General features: G+C 62.8%; 11 protein-coding genes. 2 read left to right on the plus strand and 9 right to left on the minus strand.

Annotated elements, in window-relative coordinates; all coding sequences use genetic code 11:
• The first annotated feature begins 323 nt into the window (after window positions 1-323).
• A complete protein-coding gene (locus tag SGRAN_RS13965; protein ID WP_067108402.1) occupies window positions 324-839 on the plus strand; it encodes an RNA polymerase sigma factor in 516 nt (171 codons plus the stop codon).
• Window positions 836-1864, plus strand: coding sequence for a FecR family protein (locus tag SGRAN_RS13970; RefSeq protein ID WP_067184594.1), 1029 nt, complete (start codon window positions 836-838; stop codon window positions 1862-1864). The genes SGRAN_RS13965 and SGRAN_RS13970 overlap by 4 nt, the downstream gene beginning before the upstream one ends.
• Before the next feature lie 57 nt (window positions 1865-1921).
• On the opposite strand, the gene SGRAN_RS13975 is transcribed toward SGRAN_RS13970, so the two are convergent.
• The 9 genes from SGRAN_RS13975 to SGRAN_RS14015 all read right to left on the minus strand — a co-directional run bounded on the left by SGRAN_RS13975 (window position 1922) and on the right by SGRAN_RS14015 (window position 17013).
• Window positions 1922-2359 carry a DUF2147 domain-containing protein gene (locus SGRAN_RS13975; protein ID WP_067184595.1) on the minus strand — a complete coding sequence of 146 codons (438 nt, stop codon included), beginning with the start codon at window positions 2357-2359 and terminating at the stop codon, window positions 1922-1924.
• 205 nt (window positions 2360-2564) lie between these two features.
• Window positions 2565-5936 carry a TonB-dependent receptor domain-containing protein gene (locus tag SGRAN_RS13980; protein ID WP_082737267.1) on the minus strand — a complete coding sequence of 1124 codons (3372 nt, stop codon included), beginning with the start codon at window positions 5934-5936 and terminating at the stop codon, window positions 2565-2567.
• A 93-nt stretch (window positions 5937-6029) separates the two neighbouring features.
• Window positions 6030-7127, minus strand: a complete 1098-nt coding sequence (locus tag SGRAN_RS13985; RefSeq protein WP_067184597.1) for a FecR family protein — start codon at window positions 7125-7127, stop codon at window positions 6030-6032.
• Window positions 7111-7677 carry an RNA polymerase sigma factor gene (locus SGRAN_RS13990; protein WP_067184599.1) on the minus strand — a complete coding sequence of 189 codons (567 nt, stop codon included), beginning with the start codon at window positions 7675-7677 and terminating at the stop codon, window positions 7111-7113. The genes SGRAN_RS13985 and SGRAN_RS13990 overlap by 17 nt, the downstream gene beginning before the upstream one ends.
• Before the next feature lie 484 nt (window positions 7678-8161).
• Window positions 8162-11623 carry a pyruvate carboxylase gene (locus SGRAN_RS13995; RefSeq protein ID WP_067184601.1) on the minus strand — a complete coding sequence of 1154 codons (3462 nt, stop codon included), beginning with the start codon at window positions 11621-11623 and terminating at the stop codon, window positions 8162-8164.
• 35 nt (window positions 11624-11658) lie between these two features.
• Window positions 11659-12597, minus strand: coding sequence for an electron transfer flavoprotein subunit alpha/FixB family protein (locus SGRAN_RS14000; RefSeq protein ID WP_067184603.1), 939 nt, complete (start codon window positions 12595-12597; stop codon window positions 11659-11661).
• Window positions 12594-13343 (minus strand): electron transfer flavoprotein subunit beta/FixA family protein, encoded by a 750-nt coding sequence (locus SGRAN_RS14005; protein ID WP_067184608.1) that lies wholly within the window; start codon window positions 13341-13343, stop codon window positions 12594-12596. Before SGRAN_RS14005 ends, SGRAN_RS14000 begins: the two co-directional genes overlap by 4 nt.
• A 101-nt stretch (window positions 13344-13444) precedes the next feature.
• Entirely contained in the window at window positions 13445-14620 is a 1176-nt protein-coding gene (locus tag SGRAN_RS14010; RefSeq protein WP_067184609.1) for an acyl-CoA dehydrogenase, read from the minus strand.
• Window positions 14621-14841: 221 nt separating this feature from the next.
• The gene (locus SGRAN_RS14015) at window positions 14842-17013 is read right to left on the minus strand and encodes a TonB-dependent receptor (protein WP_172709657.1); all 2172 of its coding nucleotides are present in this window, start codon (window positions 17011-17013) and stop codon (window positions 14842-14844) included.
• Between the last annotated feature and the right edge of the window lie 334 nt (window positions 17014-17347).

Below are 17347 nucleotides of genomic sequence, written 5' to 3' on the forward strand. Positions count from 1 at the left end.
AATTTTTTTTGGGGCGCGGTTTCGGCGGGGGTGGGGCACTGCCACCCGCCCACCTTCGTCATCCCGGACTTGATCCGGGTTCCATTGGCTCGAGCCCTGCGTGAATGGATCCCGGATCAAGTCCGGGATGACGATCAGAATAAGTCCGGGGTGACGATTAACGAGGGGGCGGGAAAGATATTTCGCACCCCGACCCCCCTGTTTGCCGCGCCGCGCGTCTACTCCGGTAAGCGCACGCAGGGTGCGACACGATCGTGGACGTTACGAATGACGGGTAAGACGGGCGATGGCTGGCATCTCCTGCCCTTTCGGGGCATGGGTTGATGATGGCTGCGCGGCGCGAAGACCCCGATATCGGCGCATGGATGACGACCTATGGCCCGGGTCTTCGGCGGTATTTCAGGCGCCGCGTTTCCGAAGCGGATGTGGACGATCTGGTGCAGGATGTTTTCCTGCGGCTGCAATCGGCGCGGCTGAACGCGGCGATCGACAATGTCGAAGGCTATCTGTTCGCCACCGCGCACAATGTGCTGGTCAGCCGCTACCGCGAACAGGCGGCGCGCGTCACCCTGCTGCATGAAGAATGGAGCGACAGCCTGGGAGGCAGCGACCCGCTGTCCCCCGAGCGCATCGCCATCGGACAAGAGGAATATCGACGCGTGGTCACAGCGATCTGCAATCTGCCGCCGCGGACGCGCGAAGCCTTCGAACTGCACCGGTTCGATAATCTGACCTATCCGGCGATCGCGGAACGCATGGGCATCAGCCGCGAGTCCGTGAAGGACCTGATGCACCGCGCGCTCGTCCGCATCGCCGAAGAGATGGAGGCCGGCCAATGAGCGGCGACCGACCCACCGGGCGCGCCGCGCTTCGATCCGAAGCCGCGCACTGGTACAACCAGCAGCTTTCCGGCGACATGACGGCGGAGGAGGAATATCGCTTTCAGGACTGGATCGGCCAGTCCGCCGCGCACCGCGACGCCTATCGGTCGATCGACCGCGCATGGTCGATTGCCGGCACCGCCGCGTCGGACCCCGCCCTGTCGGGCGCGGCCTCCCCATATGGCGAGCCGGACGGCGAGGACGCGCCGGCGCCGGGCTGGCGGGGGCGGCTGCGGGGGCTGGGCCGGCGGCGGGGGCTTGCGGTCGCCGCTTCCGTCCTGCTGACGGTCGGGATCGGCTGGACCACCCTGCCCGGCCTGCTGTTCACCGAGCGCGACCACGCCGCGCAGGCCTTCCAGACCGAGACGGGACAGCGGACCACGATCACCCTTCCCGACGGATCGGTCGTGACACTCGATTCCGACACCGAGATGCGCTTCGCCGACGCCCCCGACCAGCGCCGCGTCGACCTGGTCCGCGGCCGCGCCTTCTTCCAGGTCGCCAGCAACCGCGCCCGGCCCTTCATCGTCAACGCCGACGGCAAGACGGTGCGCGCGGTCGGAACCGCCTTCGAGGTCAGCATGGACGGGGGCGAAGTGGCCATCGTCCTCGCCGAAGGAAAGGTCCGGGTCGAAGAGCCCGCGACCGGCCCCGGAAACGGCACCGACATGACCCCCGGCCGCCAGCTGGTCATCAGCCCGGACCGCCGCTGGACGCTGAGCAACGTCGATGTGAAGAAGGAGACGAGCTGGACCGAGGGGCGGCTCGTCTTCATGCACGACCCGCTGTCGAAGGCGGTCGCGGAGGTCAATCGCTATTCGACGCGCAAGCTGACGTTCAAGGACGGCAGCATCCCCGACAAGCAGATCGTCGGCGTCTTCTCGGCCGGGGACATCGACGGCTTCGTGAAGGCGCTCGAGCTCTATGGCATAGCGAAGCGCGTTTCGACGACGAGCGACGAGATCATCCTGACCGAAGATTGATCGGCAGTTCGAGCCGGACGGAACGGTACGCCGGATTTCCGGCGCGCCGTTCCGGATTCAGCGCGCCCGGCTCCAGACCTTGGTCCGGCAGAAGACCGCCGCCTTGCACCCCTTCACTTCCAGCTTTCCGTCGGCCCGCAAGGTGAGAGAGCCCTTTGCGGCGCCATCGCCCGTCTCCGGATCGTAAAGCGGGCCACCCTTCCATTCGCGCGGGCCGCCTTCGAAGCCGCGCAGGACGACCAGCCCCTTCAATCGCCGGTCGCGCAAGGCGCGGTCGGGGTTCTTCACGTCGCGCTGGTCGGGATTGGCACGCAGGGGAGCGGCATCGTCCACCTTGCCGCAGATGGCCGCGCCGCAGCGATACAGCTCGACGCGCGCCCCCTGGCTGCCGGTCGACCACAGACCGGTGATGGCGCCGCCCCCCTGCTGCGCAGCGGCCACGGTCCCTCCCCCCGTGGCCGCGATCAGGATCGTCATAAGGATCGTCTTTTTCATGCTGCCTCTTTTCCGCTCCGAGTCTGTCACGACGTCGTTTTCTTTCCTGAAAGAAAGACGAATAGTTCGACAGAATTGAGGCAAGCCAGCTTGAATCGGGCGCGCGACGCCTGTCAGCACTCTCTCAGAAAAATCGGGCCGATGCTTGCCGGGAGCAAGCGCGGCATCGGCCCGAGGTTACCCAGTGGAGTGGGTGGAGAGGACTCTAGAATCTTTTGGCGATGCTGAACCCGATGATGCGGGGGTCGAGGGTGAAGATGTTGGTCGTCAGGCCCGTATCGTCCGAGTTCAGGAAGGCGTCGGTGATCGGCGACTTGTTGAAGACATTCTTCACATAAGCTTCGAACGTCAGATCCTCGGGCCCATCGATACGAAGAGACAAGTTGAAGTTCGACCAACCTTTCAACCGGTCATAGGGCGCCAGATTATAGACGCGAGCCCAGCTTTTCGCCTGCCAATAGGCGTCGCCCCGGATCGTCGCGCTCCAGTCCGGATCGACGTCGATCGTATATTGGGCGCCAAGGTTGGCGGTCCAACGCGGCGAATTAGGAAGTTCGTTGCCGCCCAGGTCGGCCTTGAGACCGGCGCCGCCGTTCAGTTCGGGATAGTTGGCGGGATCGTAGAGCGCGCCGCCATAGGCGGGATCGCGAATTTGCGAGCCGATATAACCGCCGATCAAACCCCTGACACCGCTGCACAAGCCGTAGAATTGGGCGAAACCATCATTGGTGCGAGCCCATTCCGCCGCGACTTGCGTCGGGATGACACAATTGGACGGCAACTGCATCCAGGGCCGGACCAGCGTATAGTCGGGATTGCCCTGCGTGCGGTTCATGATGTCGATCGAGGTCTCCCCCTTGCCGATCTTCGTGCGCAGATAGCCGAGGCTGGCATTGATCCGCAGATTGCGGGTCGGCGCGAACACCGCTTCGAGTTCCGCGCCCCAGACCTTGGCGTCGAAATTCTCGTTCACCGCCGTGCGGTCGCGAATCTGCGAGACCTGATAATCCTTGTAGTCATAATAGAAGCCCGTGGCGTTCAGGGTCAGCGCACCGTTCAGCAACGTGTTCTTGGTGCCGATTTCAAAAGCGTTGACGAATTCCGGATCGAACGTCTTCCCATATTCCACCCCCGTCAGCGATAGCACGGGGAGCTGGTTGAAAAGCTCGATGAAGGCCAGGTTAAGCGGATCGACGCCGTCGGCAACGGCGTTGGCGAGCCACTCTTCCTTGGTCGCGAAGCCGGGGCTCGGCGGATTGGCCCCGCCGCCCTTGTAGCCGCGCGAATAGAAAGCATAGAGCATCGTGTCGTCCGTGAACCCCAGTTCGGGCTTCCAATCCAGACCGACGCGTCCTGTCCATTCGCCCCATTTCTGCTTGATCGGAGCGAGTTCCGGATATCCTGAGGAAACCGTCCCGCCACCGATCAACGAACGCGCCAGCAGGACTTGCGACGGAACGGGCGTGAAGGTCTTGCGATCGTCGGTGTACCGAAAACCGGCCGTCAGCTTCAGATTGTCCTGAACATTCCAATAGGCTTCGCCGAAAAAGGCCGTGGACTTGAGCTTATAGGGATTCTTCGACCGGAAATAATTATGTCCATTGCCGTCGATGCTCTCGACCGGATTGGGATCGACATAGGGGCACATCGCCAGCGGATCGTCCGCGGGAACTGGGCCGCCGCCGGAGGGGGGCGCTGATCCGCCCACCGAATTCGAGCTGAAACATGTGCCGGGGGTCCATGGATTCGGATAAGAAGGATAGAAACCGGCACCCCAGGCCGTCGCTGTCAGCACGTTGAACATCACATAATAGTCGGTCAGCGTCTTGAAACGCGTGTAGTTGACACCGGCACTGAAATTGAACGGCCCGTCGAACGACGACTGGAGACGGAATTCCTGATTGAACTGCTTGGACTTGGCCTGGCTGATATCAAAACCGGCTATCGTGTTGGTACAGCCGATCTGCGGATCGCAGAAGATGCCGCCAGGTGCCAGTTTTTGATAGGGACTAGGCGGTAAAGCGGGATCGCCTCCCTGGATAAGCGACGTCGTATCGGTGAAAACCGGCAGGCTCTTGAAGCGGTTATAGTCCTGGAATGAATAGGTCCGGTCTTCATTATAGGCCGTCTGGGACGTGAAGGTCAGCGTAGGGGTGATGTCCACGTCCAGGTTGAATTGCAGGAGGTCGGCCTTCGCCCGGTAACGCGGATCGCGGATCGACTCGATCGTGCGCAGATCGGGAATCTGCCGGAGGCCGCCATAAGGATCGACGGCTTGGATGATCGATTGCTGCTCCCCCGTAATCGGATCGCTACCGATACCCAGCCCCGCCTGCCTCAACATGACTGCGCCCAAAATGAAACTGTAGGAAAGCCCGTTGGGCGTGTCGAATGCACCATCGTCATAAAGGCTGCCAGGCTTGCATCCTTGTCCGAACACCGCACGGCGAAGTTCCGTGCTCCCGAAGTTATTCGCTCCATCGGCAAGGTCCACCCCGCCCACATGTGTCGGTCCATCGTCACGATGGCAGAGCTGCTTGCCGGTACGCGAGCGGTTGTCGTTCTCGTTGAAACGCTCCCAGATCATGTTGGCGCGGAACCACGGCGCCGGTTCGAATGCGACGGACGTGCGGAGCGACCAGAGATCGCGGCCGTTGATGCGGTTTTTCGTCGTCGCATTATAATCATAACCGCTGCGCTGAGTCATCGAACCCGCGACGCGCACCGCCAGCACGTCATCAACCAGCGGAACGTTGAGCATGGCGAGCAGGCGGCGGCTGTTGTAGTTGCCGACCTCGCCCTTGATATTGCCCTCGAACCCGCCGAAGTCGGGCTTGGCCGGGATCAGATTGACGACACCGCCCGTCGCGTTGCGTCCGTAAAGCGTGCCTTGTGGTCCGCGCAGTACCTCGACGCGGTCCATATCGAAGAATTCCTGCTCGAAGAAGCGGTTGTGGATCAGACCGCTGTTGTTGAAGGCAACGGCCACCCCAGGATCGCTGGTCGCGGACACCGCCTTGGTGCCGACACCGCGGATCGACAGGTTGTAGCCAGTGAAGTTCGACTTGCTGAACGTCAGGTTCGGCACGGCACGCATGATGTCGGGGCCGCCCTCGATCTTCTGCTCCTCCAGAGCCTTCTGCGACAGCGCAGTAACTGCGATCGGCACATCCTGCACCGATTCCACGCGCTTCTGCGCCGTGACGACGATCTCGTTGCCGCGATAGTCATCGGCGGCGGCCTGCGCGCCGTTTCCCACCGGCTTCACCAGCCAGGCGCCCGACGGGTCGCGCACCAGTTCCGCATCTGCACCGGCGAGCAGGCGGCGCAGCGCCTCTTCGGCGCCGAGGGTGCCTTTGACGCCGGCGGTGCGCCGCCCGCGCAGGTCGGCGGCGTTGAACATCACCTCGACATGCGCCTGCCGCGAATAGGCGCGCAGGCCAGCGACCAGATCGCCGGCGGGAATGTTGAATTCGCTCTGTCGCGCGGCCGGCGCCTGGGCCTGCGCGGCCGAGACGGCCGAAAGCACGCTCGTCGAACCGAGCAGAACGGCGAACGCAATTTTCCTGAGCTGCATTTTTCCTCCCCCATGTTGTACCGCTCTGAACGCGGCTGCTATTGAGGAATACGAAGCGGCTTTTCTTTTCCGGTACGCTGCGCGCGCGGACGGTTAGATTTTTTTGAGAAGAAGTTCGCCCGGTCCATCCCGAACGCTCTGCACGTCGAAGCCTTGCCGCAGCAGGCGGAGGAAGCCTTCGACGTTGGTCGCGCGGAACGATCCATCGACGATGACGCCGGTCGCCGACGGATCGACGACGAGCTGGACCTGGTTGTAGCGGTTGAACTCCGCCGCGACCTCGCCGAGCGGACGGCCCTCGAAGATCAGCAGACCGTCGCGCCAGCTCAGCGCCATGTCGATCGCCGCCGCGCTGAGCGGGCGGACGATCGGGGCGGCGCCGGTGGCGGTGGCGGCCTGCCCCGCCGAGGCGAAGATGGGCCGCGCGGAGGCGCCGCCGGTCGCGGGCGGATCGATGCGGACACGGCCTTCGGTGACGACGACGTCGATGTCGCCGCCGCGCAGCTTGACGGTGAAGGCGGTGCCGACGGCGGTGACGCGCCACGCCCCGGCATGGACGACGAAGGGGCGCGCCGGATTCTTCGCGACCTTGAAGAAGGCTTCGCCCCGTTCGAGGTCGAGGCGGCGCACCGCCTTCGTATAGGCGATGTCGAGGCGCGAATTGGTGTTGAGGTCGACGCGCGATCCGTCGGCCAGCGGGAAACGCTGAAAGCCGCCGACGGCGGTGGCGTAAGTCTCGGCGGCAGTGAAATTCTGATAGATGGGGATGCTGACCAGCGCGAGCGAGGCGGCGATGGCGGCGGGCCAGAGCCAGCGGCGGCGCGGGTTATCCACCGCGCCGTCCCCCACCTCCGTTCGTGCTGAGCTTGTCGAAGCACCGTCCTGCTCTTGGCGAGGTCGAAAGAAAGAACGGCCCTTCGACAAGCTCAGGGCGAACGGCTTGGGGGGAGGAGAGACAAGTTCAGCACGAACGGAATTGGAAGCTTCCGCCTCCCCACTCCGCAGCGCCGACACGCGCAGGCGGCCCGCCTTGCGCCACACGGTTTCGAGGCGGATCACGGCGATGCGGTGCGCGGTTTCCTCCGCGACCCAATGGTCGAACGCGGCCTGATCGGCGTCGGACCAGCCGTCGCCTTCGCGGCGCACCAGCCATTCGGCGGCGGTCTGCTCGATGTCAGCGGCGCTTTTCATCGCTGTCCGCCTTTCCATCGTCCGTGCCCTGCGCCGATCGGGACGCGGCATTCCAGAAGCGATCCGCCAGGATCCGCATCGCCTTCACCATCTGCTTCTCGACCGTCGCTTCCGACACGCCCATCTTCTCCGCCGTCTCGCGCTGCGACAGTTCGTCGATCCGGCGCAGCACGAACGTCTCGCGGCAGCGCGCCGGCAGGTCGCCCAGCGCCGCTTCGAGCCGCGCCAGTTCCTGACGGCCGCTTAGAATGCGGTCGGCCGATATGTCATCCGATAATACGTTCAGCGCGTCCAAATCCGCCATCAGGTCGATCGGGACGACGCGGCTTTTCCGCAGCCGGTCGATCAGCAGGTTGCGCGCGACGCTGAACAGGAAGAAGCGCGCAACCGGCGGGCGCTGCCTGCCCGCGCCCTGATAAACGCGGACATAGACCTCCTGCCGCAGGTCGGCGACCTCCGACGCGTCGGGCCAGACGCGCCGCAGATAGGCGGTCAGCGCGCCCTCGAACGGCAGAATCTGTTCGGCAAACCATTGATCCAGATCGTCCATCGCGCGGCCGAATCCTCCCTCGCGCGAGGGTGTGCGGAAATGGGGCGATGTCAAGGCGGTGTGGACGCGAAGCCTCGCGGCGGCAGGAAACCAGGGAAAAGCATCGTTGTCGGTGGTTTGGTAGCGGAGGAGGGATGGATCATAAGCTATTATATAACTGATATATAATAATTTTATTAAGACTCACGTCATGAATACCCCCAGCGATACCCCCAGAATTTCAATGCGGTGAAACGCATATTTTTCGGGACAATTTGCCTATCTTTCAGTCCAGATCGCGGCACCTTCCCCTTCGGCAATCACCCACCAGCGCATTCGGCTTCCGGGTAGCGCCGAACACGCATGATATCCGCCAGTTCACCGCCAAGCATGAGATGAAGCGCGCTCAGGCCATCAAAAGCTGCATTGTCCATTCATATCCACGAAGAAGCTCGCTGCGGCTCCCGGAAGATCGTCAGGCGCGGCGATTGGATACCCATGAGGTTCAACAAGCCACCATCACGAGTAGCAGTTCTTTCGCATCGACCGTCTGTCCGGGCTTCAAAGCCAGTTCTGCCACGGTTCCATCCTTGGGTGCGGAGATTGCGGTTTCCATCTTCATCGCTTCGAGAGTCAGCAGCAGATCGCCCGCCTTCACCGCTTGTCCCTGGGACACTGCCAGCGTGGACACCACGCCGGGCATTGGGGCTGCGACATGGTTCTCGTTCGCCGGATCCGCCATGCGCCGCGCCGTGACCGAACCTGCTGCCGTGCGGTCGGCGATGGTGATGATACGCGGCTGACCGTTCAGTTCGAAGAACACGCGCACGCTGCCGTCTTCCTCGGTCGCGCCAACCGCCGTCAGGGAAATGACCAGCGACTTGCCGCGCTCGATCTCGACATTCACTTCGTCGCCCGGTTGCATGCCGTAGAAATAGACCGGGGTCGGCAGCACCGCGACCGGACCATATTTTCGGCGTGCCTCGACATAGGCGGTGAACAACTTGGGATACATGAGATAGCTGGCGAATTCCGGATCGCTCAATGAACGCCCACACTGCGATTCCGCTTCGGTGCGGGCGGCGGCCAGATCCTGTTCGCCCAGCAGGCTGGCCGGACGCACGGTGATCGGGGCTGCCTTGCCCAGCACGCGCTGCTGGACGTTTTCCGGCCACCCGCCCGGCGGCTGCCCCAGATCGCCGCGCAGCATCTCCACCACCGAAGCAGGGAATGCGATGTCGCGGCCCGGATCGAGCACGTCCTCGGGCGTCAACTCCTGCGCGACCATCATCAGCGCCATGTCGCCCACCACCTTGGACGAAGGCGTGACCTTGACGATATCGCCGAACAGCAGGTTGGCATCGTGATAGGCGCGCGCCACCTCATGCCAGCGCGTGTCGAGCCCAAGGCTGCGCGCCTGCTCCTTGAGATTGGTGAACTGCCCGCCCGGCATCTCGTGGAGATAGACCTCCGACGCGCCCGAACGCAGATCGCTCTCGAACGCGGCATATTGCGCTCGCACCGCCTCCCAGTAGAAGCTCAGTTCACGGATCGCCGCAGGATCGAGGCCGGTGTCCTTGTCCGTATGGCGCAAGGCCTCCACGATCGCGCCGAGGCAGGGCTGCGACGTGGTGCCCGACATCGAGTCCATCGCCGCGTCGACACTGTCCGCCCCCGCATCGATCGCCGCCAGAAGCGTTGCCGCCGCCGCACCCGAGGTATCGTGGCTGTGCAGCGCGATCGGCAGGTCGGTCGTCTCGCGCAGCGCCTTGAACAGCGCGGTCGCGGCGGCCGGCTTGAGCAGCCCGGCCATGTCCTTCACCGCCAGCATCTGGCATCCTGCCGCTTCGAGCTGGCGAGCCAGATCGACATAATAGGCAAGGCTGTATTTGGCGCGGTCCGGATCGAGAATGTCGCCGGTGTAGCACAGGGCGCCCTGCGCCAACTTGCCGCTCTCCACGACGGCATCGATGGCGACGCGCATGTTCTCCACCCAGTTGAGGCAGTCGAAAATGCGGAAGATGTCGATGCCTTTCGCCGCCTCGGCGATGAAGTATCGCACAACGTTGTCGGGATAGTTGGTGTAGCCTACGCCATTGGCACCGCGCAGCAGCATCTGCGTCAGCAGATTGGGCGCCTTCTCCCGGATGGCATGGAGCCGTTCCCACGGATCTTCGGACAGGAAACGCATCGCGACATCGAAAGTCGCCCCGCCCCAGCATTCGAGGCTGAAAAGCTGCGGCGCCATATGGGCATAGCTCTCCGCCACATCCACCATGTCGCGGCTACGCATGCGCGTCGCCAACAGCGACTGATGGGCATCGCGCATCGTCGTATCGGTCAGCAGCACCTGTGGCTGTTGCCGTACCCAGCGCGCCAGCCCTGCGGCACCGTCTCGCTCTAGGATCTGGCGCGCGCCATCGGGCACCGGCCCCGCCACGTCGGGTGCGCGTGGCCTGCGCGCATGGGCGGGCGGCAATGCCCGGTCTTTCACGTCGGGATGCCCGTTCACGCTCACATCGGCGATATAGGTCAGCAGGCGCGTCGCCCGGTCGCGCCGCTGACCCAGATCGAGCAGGCTCGGCGTGTCGTCGATGAACTTCGTCGTATAGCGATTGGCAATGAAGTCGGGGTGCGCCAGCACGTTTTCCAGAAACGCGAGATTGGTCGTTACCCCGCGAATGCGATATTCGCGCAGCGCCCGGTCCATACGCGCCACCACCTCCCGCGCAGTCGGCGCCCAGGCCGTCACCTTCTCGAGCAACGGATCGTAATGGCGCGTCACCACCGCGCCCGAATAGGCCGTGCCACCATCGATCCGCACGCCATAGCCGAACGCTCCGCGATAGGCGGTGATGCGGCCGTAATCGGGGATGAAACTGTTCTCCGGGTCTTCCGTGGTCACGCGGCATTGCAGCGCGTGGCCCGTCAGGCGGATTTCGTCCTGCGGCGGAACGCCGGTTTCTTCCGCCACGCCCAGATGGCCGCCCCCGGCGATCCTGATCTGCGCTTTCACGATATCGATATCGGTCACCATCTCGGTCACCGTATGCTCGACCTGGATGCGCGGATTCACCTCGATGAAGTAGAAGGCGCCGCTGTCCTCATCCATCAGGAACTCGACCGTACCTGCACCGACATAATCGGTCGCCCGCCCGATCTTCAGCGCGGCGTCGCACAGGGCCTGCCGCGTCGCCTCGTCGAGATAGGGCGCGGGGGCGCGTTCGATCACTTTCTGATTGCGCCGCTGGATCGAACAATCGCGCTCGAAAAGGTGGAACAGGTTGCCGTGGCTGTCGCCCAGCAACTGCACCTCGACATGGCGCGCGCGGCGGATCAGCTTTTCGAGATAGACTTCGTCGCGCCCGAAGGCGGCCTTTGCCTCGCGCTTGCCCGATTGCACTGCATCGAGCAGCCCGGCCTCGCTCTCGATCGGGCGCATCCCGCGCCCGCCGCCACCCCAGCTCGCCTTGAGCATCAGCGGATAGCCGATTTCGCCCGCGATCCGGCAGATTTCACGCTCGTCATCGGGCAGCGGTTCGCTCGCCGGGACCACGGGTACACCGGCCGCGATGGCGATATGGCGCGCGGAAACCTTGTCCCCCAGCGCGCGCATCGTCTCGGGGGCGGGGCCGATGAAAATGATCCCGGTATCGGCGCAGGCCTGCGCGAAATCGGGGTTTTCCGACAGAAAGCCATAGCCCGGATGGATCGCGTCCACGTCCGCTTTCCGGGCTATCTCGATGATCCGTTCGCCATCGAGATAGGCTGCGATCGGCCCGGCGCCCTCGCCCAGATGATAGGCTTCGTCCGCCTTGAAGCGATGCAGCGAGAGCTTGTCTTCCTCCGCATAGATCGCGACCGTCCGGATCTCCAGTTCGGTCGCCGCGCGAAACACGCGGATGGCGATTTCCGACCGGTTGGCAACGAGAATACTTGTGATCCGGTCTTGGCGGGCCGACGTCATGGGCAATTCCGATCTTGGTCTTGTCGTTGCGATCCTTACAACTTCCCCGTCAGTTCCGGGACGGCGTTGTAGAGGTCTGCGACGAGGCCGTAATCGGCGACTTGGAAGATCGGCGCGTCCTCGTCCTTGTTGATGGCGACGATGATCTTGGAATCCTTCATCCCCGCCAGGTGCTGGATCGCGCCCGAGATGCCCACCGCGATATACAGGTCCGGGGCGACGATCTTGCCCGTCTGCCCGACCTGGTAATCGTTCGGCATATAGCCCGCATCCACCGCCGCACGGCTCGCGCCGATGGCCGCGCCGAGCTTGTCGGCGAGCGGCGTGATGACCGCCTCGAACGTCTCCGCATCCTTCAGCGCGCGCCCGCCCGAGACGACGATCTTGGCGCTGGTCAGCTCGGGACGGTCGGACTTGACCGCATCGAGACCCACGAAGCTCGACAAGCCCGCATCGCCGGTGCCCGCCACGCTCTCGACGCTGGCCGAGCCGCCCTCGGCGCTCGCCTTCTCGAACGCGGTGCCGCGCACGGTAAGGACCAGCTTCGCATCGCCGCTTTCGACCGTGGCGATGGCATTGCCGGCATAGATCGGCCGGGTGAAGGTCTTGGGCCCCTCGACCGAGAGGATGTCCGACAGCTGCATCACGTCGAGCAGCGCCGCCACGCGCGGGGCGATGTTCTTGCCGGTGGTCGTCGCGGGCGCGAGGAAGGCGTCGTAGCCATTCATCAGCCCGGCGATCAGCGGGGCGACGTTTTCCGCCAGCTGCGCGCTATAGGCGGCATCGCTGGCGAGCAGCACCTGCTCCACCCCGGCGACCCTGGCCGCGGCATCGGCGACGGCCTGCGCTTCGGCCCCGTCACCGGCGACCAGCACATGGACCGGGCCGCCCAGCGCGGCAGCCGCGGTGACCGTGGCGAGCGTGGCATCGCCCAGCTTGCCATCATGATGTTCTGCGAGAACCAGTGCGCTCATGCGACCACTCCCTTTTCCTTCAGTTTGGCCAGCAGCGCGTCGACGTCGGCGAACTTCTCGCCGGCCTGACGCACGGGCGGTTCGACGACCTTGAGCACCGTCAGGCGCGGGGCGATGTCGACCCCGAAATCGCCCGGGGTCTTCACGTCGAGCGGCTTCTTCTTCGCCTTCATGATGTTCGGCAGCGAGGCATAGCGCGGCTCGTTCAGGCGCAGGTCGGTGGTCACGATGGCCGGAAGGGTCAGCTTGACCGTCTCCAGCCCGCCGTCGACTTCGCGCGTCACGGTAACCGCATCGCCCTCGACCTCGACCTTGCTGGCGAAGGTGCCCTGCGGGCGGCCCATCAGCGCGGCCAGCATCTGCCCCGTCTGGTTGCTGTCGTCGTCGATCGCCTGCTTGCCCAGCATCACGATGCCCGGCGCTTCCTCGTCGGCAATCGCCTTGAGGATCTTGGCCACCGCCAGCGGTTCCACCGCTTCGTCGGTTTCCACCAGGATCGCCCGGTCGGCACCCATCGCCAGCGCGGTCCGCAGCGTTTCCTGCGCCTTCGCCGGGCCAACGCTGACCGCAATGACCTCTTCGGCCTTGCCCGCCTCTTTCAGCCGCAGCGCCTCTTCCACCGCGATCTCGTCGAACGGGTTCATGCTCATCTTCACATTGGCCAGATCGACCCCGCTACCGTCCGCCTTCACCCGCGGCTTCACGTTGTAATCGATCACCCGCTTCACGGGCACGAGTATTTTCATTGGAACTCTCCATCCGGCGGCAATTGTCATGACCGGGACACAGGGACCATTTCCCTGCCGTGTTCACCAGGAACGAGGGGTGTCCCGTAAGGCCAACGACGCTAAAACGCTGCGATGCCGGTAATGGCGCGCCCGAGGATCAGCGCGTGGACATCGTGTGCGCCTTCATAGGTGTTCACCGTTTCCAGGTTCACCATGTGGCGGATCACCTGATATTCCTCGGAAATGCCGTTCCCGCCGTGCATATCGCGCGCCTGCCGCGCGATATCGAGCGCCTTGCCGACGTTGTTGCGCTTGACCATCGAGACCATTTCCGGCGCGAACCGCCCCTCGTCCATCAACCGGCCGACGCGGAGCGACGACTGGAGCCCCATGGCGATATCGACCATCATGTCGGCCAACTTCTTCTGGTGGAGCTGGGTTGCCGCCAGCGGTCGACCGAACTGCTTGCGGTCGAGGCCGTACTGGCGCGAGGCATGAAAGCAGAACTCAGCTGCCCCCATCGCGCCCCACGAGATGCCGTAACGCGCACGGTTGAGGCAGCCGAACGGACCGCCCAGCCCTTCGCCTCCGGGCATCAGCGCATCGGCGCCGACGCGCACCTCGTCCATCATGATCATGCCCGTGGTGGAGGCACGCAGCGAAATCTTGCCCTTGATCTTGGGGGCCTCAAGCCCCTTCATGCCCTTGTCGAGAATGAAGCCGCGAATCTTGCCGCCATGCGCCTCGCTCTTCGCCCAGACGACGAACACATCGGCGAAGGGCGAATTGCTGATCCAGGTTTTTGCCCCGCTCAGCACATAGCCATCGCCGTCCTTTTTTGCGACTGTGCGCATCCCGCCGGGATCGGAACCGGCATCGGGTTCGGTCAGGCCGAAGCAACCGATCAGCTGACCCGAGGCGAGGCCCGGCAAATATTTGCGCTTCTGCTCCTCGGAGCCGTAGGCCAGGATCGGATAGATCACGAGGCTCGACTGCACGGACGCCATCGAGCGATAGCCTGAATCCACGCGCTCGATCTCGCGCGCGACAAGGCCGTAAGCTACATAGCTCGCCGCCGCACCACCATATTCCTCGGGCAGCGTGACGCCCAGCAGGCCCGCCTCACCCATCATCCGGAACAATTCCGGCGCGTCGCGTTCTTCACGAAACGCCTCGATCACGCGCGGTTGCAACTCACCCTGCGCAAATGCGTGGGCGCTGTCGCAGATCATCCGCTCATCTTCAGTCAATTGATCTTCGAGATCGAACGGATCAGACCAATCGAAAGGCACCATTCCTGCCATAGAAAGTCTCCTTGTGGCCGGTCCATGTCATTGCGGCCAGTCGCTGAAACACACCGCGACCATTGTTCGGATTGCGCCCTCGTTCCCTGCGGCCACGATGCCAGCCAGAGGAGCTCAACTACTCCAGACAGGCTCGTCGATCACCAGCTGCCCGGCTTCCTGAACATGCCGTCTCCCAGGGAGAGGACGGGAGACGGTATGATCTAGTGTTCTTACAAGTTAAGTGTCGCCCTGAGTCCATAGGTGCGGGGCGGTTCGAGGTAGACTGACGCGCCTTGCGGGTTGAAGGGAAAGTTGCTGCCGACAGCTGTGGCGGCCTGGACGGGTTCGTCCTCGATGTTCTTGACCCAGGCACCCAGGCTCCACGATCCGTCATTGGCGTAGTAGGTGAACGAAAAGTTGGTCTTCGTATAACTATCCTGCCGTCCCCCCGGTGCCTGGCTGAAATCGCCGAAGAACGAGCTTTCGTAGCGCGTCGTCACATGCGCTCGGAAATAGCCGTCGGGCATTTGGAAATCGTGATAATAACCGGCGCTGACGGTCCAGTCGGGAGCGTACTGCAATTGCAGGCCATTAAAGCTTGCCGTGCCCCCGGGGAGGTTGGCAGGGCGGTCGAAGTCCTTGTTGCGGGCATGCAGATAGCCGATCGTGATGTTGAAACGATCATTGGCACTCAGATCGGCGACTAGGTCCGATTGCAGCCCGTATATTTCCACCTTTTTCGCATTGAAGGTCTGGGTGGCATTGCGCACGGTGTCGAACGCCGAGGCCAGCAGATCCTTATAGTCGTAATAGAAGAACTCATTGTTCCAGGTGACCGCGTTGCCGAACAAGCGGGTCTTTACGCCCGCTGTGTAAGCGGTCAGGTCAGACGCCTTGACCTGGTTCGACAGGGCCGGGGTGCTGGCGAAGTTGTTGAAGGTGCCGGGCTGATACCCTGTCTCGAGCGTGGCATAAAGCATGACTTGTTGCGTCAGATCGTAGTTCAGGCCGACCTTATAGTCGAAATTGCGGTAGGTTTCATCGGAGCTGTAAGGGGAAAGTCCGGCGCCATCGAAGAACAAGCCCCCACCTGTACGGTTGTCAACGCTGTAACGCCCACCAAAGATGGCTCTGAGATCATCGGTGATATTGTAAGTCAACTGGCCAAATCCGGCCAGACCCTTGATCACACTGCGACCCACCAGGCTGGTTGGAAAGCCTTGAGTGGTGATCACATCGAACGGGGCACCGACGAAGAACTCTCCCTCGGCCCGCATACGATAACCGTAGAGGCCGACCAGCCACTTGCCCCAGTCGTGATCGCCCGACAGGCGCAGTTCGTGCGTGGTCTGGTTGTATTCGTCGCGCTTGGATCCCGGCAAGCCGCTCAGCCAGAAATCGACTCCGACCTCCAGATGCAGCCACGACGGGATATAGGTGAGCGTCAAGTTGTCGCTGATGTCCCATTTGAGCTCACCACCGACCATGCTGTTGGAATAGCGGATGTCGCCTGCGTCAGGTTGACCGAAGGGAGACACCGCCAGCAGGCTTGGTGGAAGTTGGTCGTTCCAAGGATTCTTCTGGATGAAAGCGCCCGAACTCAAGGAACCATCGAGATTCACCCCTTGTGCGACTAGGTTGGAGGCGGTGCCATTCTTGTCGACGAAGGAGGCAAATACATAAGCCGTGAAGTCCTCGCGGGGTTCATACAGCAGTGAAAGCCGAGCCCCCCAGTCATCGGCGGCATTGGCGCCGGAGGTCATGTACCCGCTGTGTCGATTGTAGTCGAATGCACCGCGGATCGCCAGTTCGTCCGTTACGGGTACGTTCTGCACGAAGGTGGTATGGAACATCGAATAATTGCCGACTTCGGTCAGAACGTCCGTTTCCTGCTTGAAGGTCGGCCGTTTGAACCTGATGTCGATAATGCCGCCCAGCGCGCTGCGCCCGTACAACGTGCCCTGCGGTCCGGGCAGAACCTCCAGCTGCGCCACGTCGTAGATCGGCACGCTGGTGCCTTCACGCGGGATGTAGATACCGTTGAAGTGAAACGCCGTCGGCGGATCAACCTGCGGAAAATCCGCCGTTGCGCCCACGCCGCGAATGTAAATCTGCGTGGCTGCGTTCTGCTGCTGGAACCGCACCGAAGGTACCAGCGCCTGCACTCCGCGAATGTCGACCACGCCCTGCGCCGTCAGCGACTCACCGCCGATCGCCGTAATCGCAACCGGGGACTTCTGGAGCGACTGGTTACCCTTCTGCGCCGTTACGATGATGTCATCTAAGGCGGGAGCAGCAGCCCCCTCCTCGGCACGACCAACATGATCAACGTCCTGCGCAAATGCAGGCGTTGAAAAGGCGAGAAACCCACAGCAGGTCAATAGATATTTTGCCTTCCGCACAATCCTGTCTCCCTATTCGATCACCTTTCCGGAAAAAGGCGATTCAATTATTTGCGTATTTTTTTACATACACCCGAATATTGTCATTATTTCGACTATTTTATACTCTCACAAATCCAGTTATTATATGATCCCTCGATACCCTTGGATACGTTCTTGCTGCGCCAAGAAACGCGGGCCTTTTTTTCAGTGACGCGATGCTGGCGTTTTCTTCGACGCAATGGAAGGCGAGGTCGAAATACCCGAAATCACGATGGCTTATATCTCCCTTGCTAGAGCGGCTTGAGGAGGTTGAAGAAGGGCGACACAGCTAAGCCTGCTCCGTCACACAACA

The sequence above is a fragment of the Sphingopyxis granuli genome, assembly GCF_001559015.1.
In the GTDB taxonomy this organism is placed as follows: domain Bacteria; phylum Pseudomonadota; class Alphaproteobacteria; order Sphingomonadales; family Sphingomonadaceae; genus Sphingopyxis; species Sphingopyxis granuli.

Bases quoted from the DNA above. Each gene is read 5' to 3' on its own strand.
- SGRAN_RS13970 (WP_067184594.1), top strand. From the start codon at position 836: ATGAGCGGCGACCGACCCACCGGGCGCGCCGCGCTTCGATCCGAAGCC.
- SGRAN_RS14005 (WP_067184608.1), bottom strand. From the start codon at position 13,343: ATGAAAATACTCGTGCCCGTGAAGCGGGTGATCGATTACAACGTGAAG.
- SGRAN_RS13985 (WP_067184597.1), bottom strand. From the start codon at position 7,127: ATGAAAAGCGCCGCTGACATCGAGCAGACCGCCGCCGAATGGCTGGTG.
- SGRAN_RS13995 (WP_067184601.1), bottom strand. From the start codon at position 11,623: ATGACGTCGGCCCGCCAAGACCGGATCACAAGTATTCTCGTTGCCAAC.
- SGRAN_RS13975 (WP_067184595.1), bottom strand. From the start codon at position 2,359: ATGAAAAAGACGATCCTTATGACGATCCTGATCGCGGCCACGGGGGGA.
- SGRAN_RS14000 (WP_067184603.1), bottom strand. From the start codon at position 12,597: ATGAGCGCACTGGTTCTCGCAGAACATCATGATGGCAAGCTGGGCGAT.
- SGRAN_RS13965 (WP_067108402.1), top strand. From the start codon at position 324: ATGATGGCTGCGCGGCGCGAAGACCCCGATATCGGCGCATGGATGACG.
- SGRAN_RS13990 (WP_067184599.1), bottom strand. From the start codon at position 7,677: ATGGACGATCTGGATCAATGGTTTGCCGAACAGATTCTGCCGTTCGAG.
- SGRAN_RS13980 (WP_082737267.1), bottom strand. From the start codon at position 5,936: ATGCAGCTCAGGAAAATTGCGTTCGCCGTTCTGCTCGGTTCGACGAGC.
- SGRAN_RS14010 (WP_067184609.1), bottom strand. From the start codon at position 14,620: ATGGTGCCTTTCGATTGGTCTGATCCGTTCGATCTCGAAGATCAATTG.